Annotated in this window: 11 protein-coding genes and 1 pseudogene; 5 read left to right on the top strand and 7 right to left on the bottom strand. The window is 71.3% G+C overall.

Annotated elements, in window-relative coordinates:
- Positions 1-11: 11 nt before the first annotated feature.
- The 4 genes and pseudogenes from AB0D18_RS06495 to AB0D18_RS06480 form a co-directional block, all read right to left on the bottom strand.
- Positions 12-872 carry a dihydrodipicolinate synthase family protein gene (locus tag AB0D18_RS06495; protein ID WP_362414044.1) on the bottom strand — a complete coding sequence of 287 codons (861 nt, stop codon included), beginning with the start codon at positions 870-872 and terminating at the stop codon, positions 12-14.
- 251 nt (positions 873-1123) lie between these two features.
- Positions 1124-1273, bottom strand: a pseudogene (locus AB0D18_RS06490) (FAD-dependent oxidoreductase); the annotation flags it as partial.
- A 68-nt stretch (positions 1274-1341) separates the two neighbouring features.
- Positions 1342-1833 carry a RidA family protein gene (locus AB0D18_RS06485; RefSeq protein WP_362413586.1) on the bottom strand — a complete coding sequence of 164 codons (492 nt, stop codon included), beginning with the start codon at positions 1831-1833 and terminating at the stop codon, positions 1342-1344.
- Positions 1830-2999 (bottom strand): acyl-CoA dehydrogenase, encoded by a 1170-nt coding sequence (locus AB0D18_RS06480; protein ID WP_362413585.1) that lies wholly within the window; start codon positions 2997-2999, stop codon positions 1830-1832. Before AB0D18_RS06480 ends, AB0D18_RS06485 begins: the two co-directional genes overlap by 4 nt.
- 251 nt (positions 3000-3250) lie before the next feature.
- On the opposite strand from AB0D18_RS06480, the gene AB0D18_RS06475 reads away from it, so the two are divergent.
- The 4 genes from AB0D18_RS06475 to AB0D18_RS06460 are packed head-to-tail and all read left to right on the top strand — an operon-like array spanning position 3251 to position 7221.
- Positions 3251-4900, top strand: a complete 1650-nt coding sequence (locus AB0D18_RS06475) for an AMP-binding protein (protein WP_362414042.1) — start codon at positions 3251-3253, stop codon at positions 4898-4900.
- Between the two features lie 4 nt (positions 4901-4904).
- Positions 4905-5747, top strand: a complete 843-nt coding sequence (locus AB0D18_RS06470) for a PaaX family transcriptional regulator C-terminal domain-containing protein (RefSeq protein ID WP_362413584.1) — start codon at positions 4905-4907, stop codon at positions 5745-5747.
- A gap of 56 nt (positions 5748-5803) precedes the next feature.
- Entirely contained in the window at positions 5804-6628 is an 825-nt protein-coding gene (locus tag AB0D18_RS06465; protein ID WP_362413582.1) for a GNAT family N-acetyltransferase, read from the top strand.
- Complete coding sequence (locus AB0D18_RS06460) at positions 6625-7221, top strand: hypothetical protein (RefSeq protein ID WP_362413580.1); 597 nt, start codon at positions 6625-6627, stop codon at positions 7219-7221. The genes AB0D18_RS06465 and AB0D18_RS06460 overlap by 4 nt, the downstream gene beginning before the upstream one ends.
- Here AB0D18_RS06460 and AB0D18_RS06455 read toward each other — a convergent pair.
- The gene (locus AB0D18_RS06455) at positions 7202-9547 is read right to left on the bottom strand and encodes a bifunctional salicylyl-CoA 5-hydroxylase/oxidoreductase (protein ID WP_362414040.1); all 2346 of its coding nucleotides are present in this window, start codon (positions 9545-9547) and stop codon (positions 7202-7204) included. The two genes, AB0D18_RS06460 and AB0D18_RS06455, sit on opposite strands and share 20 nt — an antisense overlap.
- Before the next feature lie 8 nt (positions 9548-9555).
- Positions 9556-10383 (bottom strand): enoyl-CoA hydratase family protein, encoded by an 828-nt coding sequence (locus AB0D18_RS06450; RefSeq protein ID WP_362413578.1) that lies wholly within the window; start codon positions 10381-10383, stop codon positions 9556-9558.
- Positions 10384-10607: 224 nt separating this feature from the next.
- On the opposite strand from AB0D18_RS06450, the gene AB0D18_RS06445 reads away from it, so the two are divergent.
- A complete protein-coding gene (locus tag AB0D18_RS06445) occupies positions 10608-11030 on the top strand; it encodes an ATP-binding protein (protein ID WP_362413576.1) in 423 nt (140 codons plus the stop codon).
- Positions 11031-11057: 27 nt separating this feature from the next.
- Here AB0D18_RS06445 and AB0D18_RS06440 read toward each other — a convergent pair whose 3' ends face one another.
- A complete protein-coding gene (locus AB0D18_RS06440) occupies positions 11058-12488 on the bottom strand; it encodes an amino acid permease (RefSeq protein ID WP_362413574.1) in 1431 nt (476 codons plus the stop codon).
- Positions 12489-12561 lie beyond the last annotated feature (73 nt).

Here is a 12561-nt window from a genome sequence, read left to right as displayed (position 1 = left end):
GGGTCCGGACTTCAGCGGTGACCGTCGGCGATGAGCTTCTCGGTGAGGGCCCGAATGGCTGCCGCCTGTCCGGAGGGGAGCGGGAAGCGCGGCGGACGGGTGGGGCCGCCGCGCTGCCCCGCGAGGTCCATGGAGAGCTTGATGGCCTGGACGAACTCGGTCTTGGAGTCCCAGCGCAGGAGCGGGTGCAGGGCCCGGTAGAGCGGCAGGGCGACGGCGAGGTCCCCGGCGACGGCGGCCCGGTAGAGGGCGACGGAGGAGACGGGCAGTGCGTTCGGGTATCCGGCGATCCAGCCGACTGCTCCGGCGAGGGCGAGTTCGAGGAGTACGTCGTCCGCACCGATCAACAGGTCGAGATCCGGGGCGAGTTCGGCAATCTCGTACGCCCGGCGGACGTCGCCACTGAACTCCTTGACGGCAACGATGCTTCCGTCGGAGTGGAGCGCGGCGAGCAGGTCCGGAGTCAGGTCGACCTTGGTGTCGAAGGGGTTGTTGTACGCGACGACGGGCACGCCCGCGCGGGCGACCTCGGCGAAGTGCGCACGGACCGAACTCGGCTCCGCCCGGAAGGCGTTGGGCGGCAGGAGCAGCACGGAACCGGCTCCCGCCCCGGCGGCCTGGTCGGCCCAGCGGCGGGACTCGGCGCTGCCGTAGGCGGCGACGCCGGGCATGACGCGGTCGCCGCCCGCGACCTCGACGGCGGTGCGGACGACGCGGGCGCGCTCGTCGTCGGTGAGGGTCTGGTACTCGCCGAGCGAGCCGTTGGGCACGACGCCGTCACAGCCCGCTTCGAGGAGACGGGCCACCTGGGCCGCGTAAGCGTCGTAGTCGACGGTGAGATCGTCGCGGAAGGGGAGGGTGGTGGCGACCATGACGCCGTGCCAGGGGCGGAGGCGGGTGGGGGTCGCAGTGGTGCTGCTGCCCGTGGTGCTGTCTGCGTCGCTGCCTGCGTTGCTGTCCATCGCGTTCATGCAAGAACTCCCTAGAGTGGTGTGTGACATTTTATTGAATGCCATACGGGCCGGGCAAGAGGGCCTCGGGGCCGACTCACGCTCTTCATGGGCGAGTTCACCGAGAGTGCATGGAGGGGATGTGCGCCCCGGTAGCGGCGCGGGCTGCGGGTCTCGGCAAGCTCGCGCCACGGTCTTGTGGACAGCAGCGCGAGGTCCGGCCCGGGTCCCGGCTCCTTGTCGGAGACGGGCGGGTTGCCCTCGCCGGCGCCGACAACTCCGGCCCCGACGACGGCAACATCAAGAGGGCGTCTCGTGAACACATCAGTAATATGTCACACGACACAGTGGCTGCCAAGGGATCCTGAGGCTCCCCCGCCTCAACCGCCCCTCAGAGCACGGCAATTCCGTCCAGCTCCACCAGTGCCTGCTCGTCCCACAGCCGGACCGCGCCGATCACCGCCATCGCGGGGTATTCGCGGCCCGCCAGCCTCCGCCAGATGCGCCCGAGTTCGTGGGCGTTCTCGCGGTAGTCAGCGACGTCCGTGGCGTACACGGTGACCCTGGCGAGATCGCCCGGGGCGCCTCCGGCCTCGGCGAGCGCGGCCAGCAGATTGGTGAGCGCAGTCTCGAACTGCTCGACCAGCGTCTGCCCGACCACTTTGCCCGCCCCGTCGAGCGCGGTCTGCCCGGCCAGGAAGACCAGGCGGGAGCCGCTCGCCGCGACACTGACGGCGTGCGAGAAGCCGGTGGGCGGGGAGAGCGCGGCGGGGTTGTGCCGCTGGAGGGGGTTGTCCCGCCTGGAGGGGGTCCCCTGCTGAGGGGCGTTGGCCCGCTGAGAGGGCTTGTCCCGCTGAGAGGTGTTGTCCTGCTGAGGACTCATGCGTACAGCTCCTTGGCGATGATCGTGCGCTGGACCTCGGTCGCACCCTCATAGATGCGCGGGGCGCGGACCTCCCGGTAGAGGTGTTCCAGGAGGTGGCCGCGCTGGAGTGCGCGGGCGCCGTGCAGCTGGACCGCCGAGTCGACGACGAACTGGGCGGCCTCGGTGGCGAAGAGCTTCGCCATGGCGGAACTCTTCGGCACGCCCGGTTCGTTCCTGTCGTACGCGGCCGCAGCGGCGTACACGAGCAGCCGGGCCGCCTCGGTGCGGGTGGCCATCTCGGCGACCCGGTGGGACACGGACTGAAGGTCCTTCAGCGGTCCACCGAAGGCCGTCCGTCCGGCGGTGTGCGCGAGCGTCGCGTCGAGCGCGGCCTGCGCCATGCCGACCGCGAACGCGCCCACGCTCGGCCGGAAGAGGTTCAGGGTGTCCATGGCGACCCGGAAGCCCTTGTCCGGTACGCCGACGACATCGGCCGAAGTGACCCGCACGCCGTCGAAGGCCAGCGCCCCGATGGGGTGCGGGGACAGCATGTCGAGCGCGGTCCCGGTCAGTCCAGGCCGGTCCGCGGGCACGAGGAACGCGGTGATGCCGCGCGCACCGGCGCCCGGTGTCGTACGGGCGAAGACGGTGTAGAAGTCGGCGTACGGCGCGTTGGAGATCCAGCACTTCTCACCACTGAGCCGCCAGCCACCCGCTCCGGAACCCGCTCCGGAACCAGTGTCGGATCCCGCTTCACAACCCGCTCCCCCACTCCCCTCTGGCTCCGCCGCCAGCGCGAGTGCCGCCGCGTCCGATCCCGCCCCCGGCTCGCTCAGCGCGAACCCGGCGACGGCCTGCCCCGCCCGCACTCCGGGCATCCAGCGGGCGCGCTGCTCATCGGTGCCCGCGCGGGCCACCGGGGCCGCTCCGAGCCCCTGCAGCGCCAGGGCGGTCTCGGCCTCCGTACAGCCTCGGGCGAGCGATTCCCGCATCAGACACAGGTCCAGCGCCCCCGAAGTGAACAGCCGCTCCAGCAGGCCGAGCTCCCCCAAGGCCGCGACGAGCGGACGGTTGAGCTGCCCCGGTTCCCCCTTCTCGGCAAGGGGGCGCAACCGCTCCTCCGCCAGCGTGCGCAACTTCTCGCACCACGTCAGCTGTTCCGGCTCCAGTGCGAATCCGGGCATCTGCGGCCCCTCTCAGCTCGCTCACCCCGCGTGTTATCGCGGACCGTTGACTGTCGTCACCATCACGATACGCTCGGGAGCACCAGTACTGCAGACGGCCGCACTTACGCACCGCACCACGAACACAGCACCGCGACACCACACGGAACGGCACCACAGTGCGGCAGCATCGCACTGCAGGATCACCCACCCGTCAGATCGCCAGTCGCATCCCGGACTGCTCGCTGCAAGGGGGCCAACCCGCCATGGCCATGGAACTGCACCCCTCGGCCCACGCCGACACCTTTCCGCGCGACCACCTGCCGCCCCCCGAACAGTGGCCCGAGCTCCTCTTCGAGCTGCCGGAACTCCACTACCCCGACCGCCTCAACTGTGGCGCGGAGCTGGTGGACCGCCCTCTTGAGGAGTTCCGCGCGGACCGTCCGGCACTGCGGGTCCCGTCCGGCGAGATCTGGTCGTACGGCGAGCTGCGGGAGCACACCGACCAGATCGCGTGCGTGCTGACGAACGATCTGGGCGTCGTTCCCGGCAACCGCGTCCTGCTGCGCGGCCCGACCACGCCCTGGATGGTCGCCTGCTGGCTCGCCGTGCTGAAGGCCGGCGCGGTGGTGGTGACCGTACTGGCGCAGCAGCGGGCGTCGGAGCTGGCCACGATCTGCGAGATCGCGCAGGTCAGCCATGCCCTGTGCGACGCACGGACGGTGGAGGACCTGGTGAAGGCCGAGGTGCCGGGGCTTCGGATCACGGCGTTCGGCGGGGACGCACCGGACGACCTGGTGCGCCGGGCGGCGATCAAGCCGACGCGGTACGAGGCGGTGGACACGGCGTCGGACGACGTCGCGCTGATCGCGTTCACGTCGGGGACGACGGGACGGCCGAAGGGCTGCATGCACTTCCACCGGGACGTGCTGGCCATCGCCGACACCTTCTCCAAGCACGTGCTCAAACCGGAGCCGGACGACGTGTTCACGGGCAGCCCGCCGCTCGGTTTCACCTTCGGGCTCGGCGGCCTGGTGATCTTCCCGCTGCGGGTCGGGGCCTCGGCGCTGCTGCTCGAACAGGCTGGCCCCAAGCAGTTGCTGCCCGCGCTCGCCGAGCACCGGGTGTCGGTGGTGTTCACGGCGCCGACGGCGTACCGGCTGATGCTCGACGAGCTGGCGGCGCCCCCGGCTTTGGCGGCGGCCGCCTCGTACGATCTGAGCGCTCTGCGCCGTTGTGTGTCGGCGGGCGAGAACCTTCCGGCGGCGACCTGGCAGGACTGGTACGAGCGCACCGGGCTGCGCATCATCAACGGGATCGGCGCGACCGAGCTGCTGCACATCTTCATCTCGGCGGCGGACGACGAGACCCGCCCGGGGGCCACGGGGCTGCCCGTTCCCGGCTGGCACGCGCGCGTAGTGGCGGCGGACGGCATCGAAGTGCCGGACGGCGAGCCGGGGTTGCTGGCCGTCCGGGGGCCGGTGGGCTGCCGCTATCTGGCCGACGAGCGGCAGCAGGTGTACGTACAGCACGGCTGGAACCTCACCGGCGACACCTATGTGCGCGACGCCGACGGGTACTTCCACTATGTGGCGCGGGCGGACGACATGATCGTCTCGGCCGGGTACAACATCGCCGGCCCCGAGGTGGAGGACGCCCTCCTGCGACATCCCGACGTACTGGAGGCGGCGGTGGTCGGCCGGTCCGACGAGCTGCGCGGACAGGTCGTCACCGCCTATGTGGTGGTACGGGACGGGGTGCCGCGGAGCGAGGACACGGTGGCGCTGCTGCGGGACTTCGTGAAGGCGGAGCTGGTGCCGTACAAGTGCCCGCGCGAGATCGTCTTCCTGGAGGTGCTGCCGCGCACGCCTACCGGGAAGCTGCAGCGGTTCCGCCTGCGGAGCGCCGGGAACGTACAGTGATCAAGTGGCTGACCTGCACACTCCCCGCTCTTTGATCATCACGCTGTACGGCGCCTACGGGCGCGGCGACAGTGACGGCAGCAGCGACGGCAACAGTGACCGGCCGATGCCCGTCGCCGCGCTCATCCGGCTGCTCGCTGCCGTCGGCGTCGACGCACCGTCCGTACGGTCGGCGGTGTCGCGCCTCAAGAGGCGCGGGCTGCTGGTGTCCGCACGTACGGCCGACGGCGCGGCCGGGTACGCGCTGTCCGGCGACGCCCGGCAGCTCCTGGACGACGGCGACCGCCGCATCTACGGCCGTGCCCAGCCGCGCCTGTCGGACGGATGGGTGCTGGCGGTGTTCTCCGTGCCGGAGGCCGAGCGCGCCAAGCGGCACGTCCTGCGCTCGCGGCTGGCCGGGCTCGGTTTCGGGACGGCGGCGCCGGGGGTGTGGATCGCGCCCGGCGGGCTGTACGAGGAGACCCGGCACACCCTGGAGCGGCTCCAACTGGTGGAGTACGTCGATCTGTTCAGAGGCGATCATCTGGGCTTCGCGGCGACGGCGGCCTCGGTGGCGCGCTGGTGGGACCTACCGGGGATGGCCAAGCAGCACGAGGACTTCCTGGAGCGGCACGAGCCGGTGCTGCGGGCGTGGGAGTCACGGCCGACGGCCGGCGGGACGGATGCCGAGGAGGCGTACCGGGACTATCTGCAGGCACTGGACTCCTGGCGCCGGCTGCCGTACGCGGACCCGGGACTGCCCGTCGAGCTGCTGCCCGATGACTGGCCGGGCGGGCGCTCGGCGGAGGTCTTCGCAGAGCTGCACAGCCGGCTGCGGGATGCGGGCGCCGCATTTGTACGACCATAGACCGCCCCTGTGGAAAGTCGCGCGCACGGCCCGTGCGGGCCTGCGCATGATGAGGCATGACCTGGAAATTCAGCGATGACCTCGATACGTATCTGGGTGTGGCCGCAGAGGCAGTGGCCGCCCGCCCGGTGGAGAACACTCTGCTGCTGACCGTCGTGGCGACGCTCCGCAGACGCGGCGCGCAGGCGTACGGAGACGCTGCGCCGCTCTTCGGGTGGTGGCGCGGGGCGGGCGGCGCGGTGGAGGGTGCGGCGGTGTGGGCGCCACCGCATCCCTTGATGGTGAGCGCGGTTCCCGCCGAGGCGGTGGCCCCGCTGGCCCGCAGCTGCGAGAAGCACGGCGTGACGATGGTCAACGCCGACCGGGGCACCGCGGGGCTGCTGGCCGCCGAGTGGCCGGCGCACCGGGTCCTGATGCGCCAACGCCTGTACCGGCTGGGCGAGTTGATACCACCGTCGCCCCCGCCTCCTGGGCAGGCCCGGGAGGCGGCAGTCGCCGACCGCGCCCTGTTGGTGGACTGGTACCGGGCCTTCGGCCGGGACACCGGCGTGCAGGTGGCGGGGGCCGAGACCGCGGTGGACGACCGGCTGTCGTACGGCGGGCTGATGCTCTGGGTGCTCGACGGGGTTCCGGTGTCCATGGCGGGGATGAGCCGCCCGGCCGGGGGCACAGCGCGAATAGCCCCGGTCTACACGCCGCCGGAGCACCGGGGTCATGGGTACGGGGGTGCGGTGACGGCGGCGATGAGCGGGGCCGCGCTTACCGCCGGGGCACCGGATGTGCTGCTCTTCACGGACCTGGCCAACCCGACCAGCAACGGCATCTACCAGCGGATCGGCTACCGGCCGGTCATGGACAGGACGGTGATCTGCGCAGCATGACCGACGAGGAGGCAGTGACGGAACCGACAGGAGAATCACCGCCGGTGTGGCTGGTTGTGGCGAACGTGGTCCGCTTCCGGCGCTACGGGGAGGGAGGACAGGAACTGCGGCCCGGCACCAAGGCGTTGAAGGGCGGCGCCAAGGTGTACCTCGTCGGCGGGTACCCCGGGATGGGGTACGAGGAGGTGACGGTGGTCGGCCGTTCCCGGCGCACCGGGGCGTACCTCACCATCGACATACCGGTGCGCAATCTGCACACCTTCCGGGCTTCCTCGGTGCACAGCCCGGCGGTCCTGCGGCGGCACGCCGACTACGGGCCCGTCGGACCTGTCGGGCCCAGGCCGGACAGGATCGGGGCGGGCGATCCGGAGTCCGCCCGCGAGTGGGCGGTTCGGCTGGAGGCGCTGGCGCGGGAGAACCGCGAGGGCCACTGGCGGGGTTCGCCGCACCCGGACCCGTGCCGGTGTCACGAGTGCGCGGGGCCCGGGGCGGTGAAGGCCGTTACGGACTCCTCGGGCGGGGCCGTTGCGGACTGTTCGGGCGGGGCCGCCGCGGGCTCCGCAGGAGCGGCTGCTACGAACTCCTCAGGCTGAGCCGGGGTTTGGGGCCGTCGGTGCGACCGGTCGGGGGCCTGCGGCTGCCGGCGCCGTACGGGAGCGGCCAGGGTGCGCCCGTACCGGAGTAGCCCTGCTCGGCGGCGGCGTGCAAGGTCCAGTGCGGGTCGTAGAGGTGGGGCCTGGCCAGGGCGCAGAGGTCGGCGCGGCCGGCGAGGAGAAGGGAGTTGACGTCGTCCCAGGAGGAGATCGCGCCGACGGTGATGACGGGGACGCCGAGGGAGTTGCGGATCCGGTCGGCGTACGGGGTCTGGTAGGAGCGGCCGAATTCGGGGGCCTCGTCGGAGACGACCTGCCCGGTGGAGACGTCGATGGCATCGGCACCGTGTGCGACGAAGGCGCGGGCGATCTCGACGGCCTCCTCCTCGGTGGTGCCGCCGGCGGCCCAGTCGGTGGCGGAGATGCGGACGGTCATGGGTTTGTCGTCGGGCCAGATGCCGCGGACGGCGTCGAAGACTTCGAGGGGGAAGCGGAGGCGGCGGTCGAGGGTTCCGCCGTAGGAATCGGTCCGTTGATTGGTGAGGGGGGAGAGGAAGCCGGAGAGCAGGTAGCCGTGGGCGCAGTGGAGTTCGAGGAGGTCGAAGTCGCAGCGGGCGGCCCGCCAGGTGGCGGCGGCGAACTGCTCGCGGATGTCGGTCAGTCCGATGCGGTCGAGCTGGGCCGGGACCTGGTTGACGCCGGGACGGTACGGCAGCGGGGAGGCGGCGGCGAGGGGCCAGTTGCCTTCGTCGAGCGGCTGGTCGATGCCGTCCCACATCAGCCTGGTGGAGCCCTTGCGTCCGGAGTGGCCGAGCTGGACGCCGATGGCGGTGCCGGGGGCCTGCTGGTGCACGAAGTCGGTGATCCGCCGCCAGGCGGTGGCCTGTTCGGGGGTGTAGAGGCCGGTGCAGCCGGGGGTGATGCGGCCCTCGGGGCTGACGCACACCATCTCGGTCATGACGAGCCCGGCGCCGCCCAGGGCGCGGGCACCGAGGTGCACGAGGTGGAAGTCGCCGGGGACGCCGTTCTCGGCGGAGTACATGTCCATGGGTGACACGACGACGCGGTTGCGCAGTTCGAGACCGCGCAGCCGGAAGGGGGTGAACATCGGGGGTGTGCCGGAGGGGCAGCCGAAGTCCTGCTCGACGGATTCGGTGAAGGTGCTGTCGCGCAGCCGGAGGTTGTCGTGGGTGACACGGCGGCTGCGGGTGAGGAGGTTGAAGGCGAACTGGTGCGGCGGCTGGTCGAGGTAGCCGGCCAGGTCCTCGAACCAGCGCAGGCTGGCGGCGGCCGCGCGCTGGGTGGACTCGACGACGGGCCTGCGTTCGGTCTCGTACGCGGCGAGGGCGGTCGGCAGGTCGGGCTGTTCCTCGATGCAGGCGGCCAGCGCGAGGGCGTCCTCGACCGCGAGCTTGGTGCCGGAGCCGATGGAGAAGTGGGCGGTGTGCGCGGCGTCGCCGAGCAGCACGATGTTGCCGTGCGACCAGCGCTCGTTGACGACGGTGCGGAAGGCGATCCAGGAGGAGTTGTTGCCCTTGAGCGGGCGTCCGCCGAGGGCGTCGGCGAAGATCTTGGCGCAGCGCTCGGTGGACTCGGCCTCGTCGCAGGTGTCGAGGCCGGCGGCCCGCCAGACCTCTTCGCGCATCTCGACGATGACGGTGGAGGAGCCCTGTGCGTAGGGGTAGCCGTGGAGTTGCATGACGCCGTGTTCGGTCTCGGCGATCTCGAAGCGGAAGGCGTCGAAGGCGAAGTCGGCGGCGAGCCAGATGTAGCGGCAGCGGTGGGAGGTGATGCGGGGTGCGAAGACGTCGGCGTGGGCCTGCCGGGTGAGGCTGTGCACTCCGTCGGCGGCGATCACCAGGTCGTGGGTGGCGGAGAGTTCTGCGGTGGGCGGGGCCTCGGTGCGGACGCGCAGGTCGACGCCGAGGGCGAGGCAGCGGGCGTGCAGGATCTCCAGGAGCCTGCGGCGGCCGAGGGCTGCGAAGCCGTGCCCGCCGGAGGTGAGGCGGTGGCCCCGGTGCACGACGTCGATGTCGTCCCAGCGGACGAACTCGGCGGTCAGTGCACGGTAGACCTCGGGGTCGGCGTGTTCGATGCCGCCGAGGGTCTCGTCGGAGAGGACGACGCCGAAGCCGAAGGTGTCCTCGGGGGCGCCGCGCTCCCAGACGGTGACCTCGCGGTCCGGGCCGAGCCGCTTGAGCAGGGCCGCGGCGTACAGCCCGCCGGGTCCGCCGCCGACGACGGCTATCCGCAGGGGCGTACCGGAGGAGGTGCGGGCGGTGCGGGAGGCGGAAGAGGTGACGGAGAGCGGCTGGGGCGGCGGCATCGGCATGACTACCGTCCCTGCCACTTCGGCGGCCGCTTCTCGGTGAAGGCGGCGTGGAACTCCGCGTAGTCCTCGCCGTTCATCAGCAGTGCCTGGGTGGCGGCGTCCATTTCGACGGAGGCGGCCAGCGGCATGTCGAGTTCGGCGGTCAGCAGCGCCTTGGTCTGGGCGTATGCGAGCGCGGGGCCCTCGGCGAGCCGGCGCGCCAGCGCGGCGGCCCGGCTGTCGGCCTCGCCCTCCTCGGTCAGCTCGCTGATCAGGCCGATCCTTTCGGCCTCCGGGGCGCGCACCGGCTCGCCCAGCATCAGCAGCCGGGTGGCGTGGCCGAGCCCGACGACCCGCGGCAGCAGGTACGCCGCGCCCATGTCACCGCCGGAGAGACCGACCCGGGTGAAGAGGAACGCGAACCGGGACGTCGGGTCCGCGATCCGGAAGTCCGCCGCGAGCGCGAGCACCGCCCCCGCCCCCGCCGCCACCCCGTGCACGGCCGCGATCACCGGGAACGGGCACTCGCGCAGCGCCCGTACGACCTGCCCGGTCATCCGGTTGAAGTCGAGGAGCTGGGCGGTGTCCATGCCGAGGGTGGCACCGATGATCTCGTCGACGTCCCCGCCGGAGCAGAACCCGCGTCCCTCGCCGGCCAGCACCAGGACGCGCACAGTGCGCTCCCTGGCCAGCTCGGCGAGGAGGTCGCGCAGGTCGGCGTAGGCCCCGAAGGTGAGCGCATTGAGCTTCTCCGGGCGGGCGAGGGTAACGGTTGCCACCCCGTCGTCCAGGGTCAGCCGCAAGTGGTGCCACTTCTCGGTGCGCGGGGCGGAACTGAGGAACGGGCTCATGGGACGCGGCCTCCCGATGCCGATGCCAGTCCTTCGAAGTTATCACCGGTCCGTGACTTCCGTCACGAGTACGCGATAACCCGTTCCCCAGCGCGTCCGTACGTCTTAGGTCCCGCGATGGTGTGGCGCAGGTCCCATGCACTTCCGGAGGACGGCCCTAGGGGAACAGCTATTCGCTTCGTACGGTGGAAGAGAGGAACTCTGCTCCGCGATCGGACCCCACCGTGCTTCCTGCCTCCGGCCCCACCTCCTGGCGCATCGAACTGCCGCACTCGCCGTCCGCGGTGCCCCTGGCGCGCGCCCTGGTCCGTACGGCGCTGGCGGATCTGGACACCCCGGCGGCGGACAGCGACACGGCCGAGCTGCTGACCGCGGAGCTCGTGGCGAACGCCGTGGAGCACACCAGCGACTCCTCCCCCATCGAGCTGGTGGTGGAACTGCTGCCGACGGGCTGCCAGGTCGAGGTGCACGACGGCGATCCCGGGCCGCCCGGCAATCTCGAATCCTCGACGGCGGACCAGTGCCCCGACCCCTGGCAGGAGCACGGCCGCGGGCTGCTGCTGATCCGTACGCTCAGTTCGGACTGCGGGCACCGGCGGACGGACTCCGGCAAGGCGGTCTGGTTCACGCTCCCGGCGTCTCAGTGACACACGCACGCCCCGCCCTGACCCGCTTCACGCTCCGGGCGTCGCACTGACCTCCGGGGAGCCTGCCGGGGAAGCCCCGAGCCGCGAGTGCCTGCGCCCGTAGAGCGCGTACACCACCGCGCCGACGACCAGGAAGACGCCGAACTGGAGCCAGGTCTTCCAGCCGGTTCCGTAGATCAGGTACAGGCAGAAGAGCACGCCCAGCGCCGGGAGCACGGGGAACAGCGGCACCCGGAAGGACCGCTGGAGGTCCGGGTTGCGGCGGCGCAGCGCGATCACCGCGACGTTCACGACGGCCATCACGGCCAGGGTCCCGATGGTCGTCAGATTCATGACGACGTCGAGCGGAACGACGGCCGCCGGGATCGCGAAGACGGCGGCGACGATCCAGGTGTTGGCGACCGGCGTGGAGGTCTTCGGCGAGACCCGCTCGAAGACGCGCGGGATGAGGCCGTCCCGGGACATCGACATCAGGATGCGGGTCTGCCCGTACATCACGGCCAGCACGACGGACGCGATCGCGACCACCGCGCCGAAGGCGATGATGCCACCGCCGAGCGAGGAGTCCGTCACCTGGTTGACGATCAGGGACAGTGCGGCGGGCTTGGAGGCCACGTCGTCGGCGGACATGGCACCGATAGCGGCGATCGCGACCAGGCAGTAGAGCAGCGTGACCACGCCGAGGCAGATCATGATCGCGATGGGGATGTTCTTGCGCGGGTTCTTGACCTCTTCGCCGGCCGTGGTGATCGCGTCGAAGCCGATGTACGAGAAGAACGCGACCGAGGCGCCGGACGTGACGCCCATCAGGCCGTGTGAGGCGAACGGCGACAGGTTGTCGGAGTTGAACGCGGTGAAGGCGATCGCGCAGAACAGGATCAGCACGGCGATCTTCACGACGGCCATCACCGCGGTGGCGCGGGCGCTCTCCCGGACGCCCCGCACCAGGAGCAGCGCGGCCAGCAGTATCACGACGACCGCCGGGATGTTGACGATGCCGCCGTCGCCGGGCGGGCTGGAGAGCGCGGCGGGCAGCTGCCAGCCGACGAGGCTGTTGAGCAGCTCGTTGAGGTACTGCCCCCAGCCGACGGCGACCGCCGAGACTGAGATGCCGTACTCCAGGAGCAGGCACCAGCCGACGAGGAAGGCGATGCGCTCGCCGAGGGTGGCGTACGCGAAGGAGTACGAGCTGCCGGAGACCGGGATCGCGCCGCCCAGCTCTGCGAAGGAGAACGCGGTGAAGATGCAGGTGATCGCGGCGAGTACGAACGACACGACGACCGCGGGGCCTGCCTCGGCGACGCTGTCGGACAGGCCGACGAAGATGCCGGTGCCGACGATGGCGCCGACGCCGAAGCACACCAGCTGGAAGAGCCCCATGGTGCGCTTCAGGCCATGACCCTCCAGGTCAGCGCCGGATTCGGCGACGAGCAGGGCGGGGGACTTGACGCGTTGCATGGGGGGTGGTTCTCATCTCTGGTGCCTATGTGAACAAGCAAATGGGGTCCGGGCATGTGAGCCCGAACCCCAT

The organism is Streptomyces sp. NPDC048442, from assembly GCF_040651475.1.
Lineage (GTDB): Bacteria > Actinomycetota > Actinomycetes > Streptomycetales > Streptomycetaceae > Streptomyces.
Note: the sequence above shows the minus strand (reverse complement) of the source record. Positions and strands in the feature narration are given on the sequence as shown.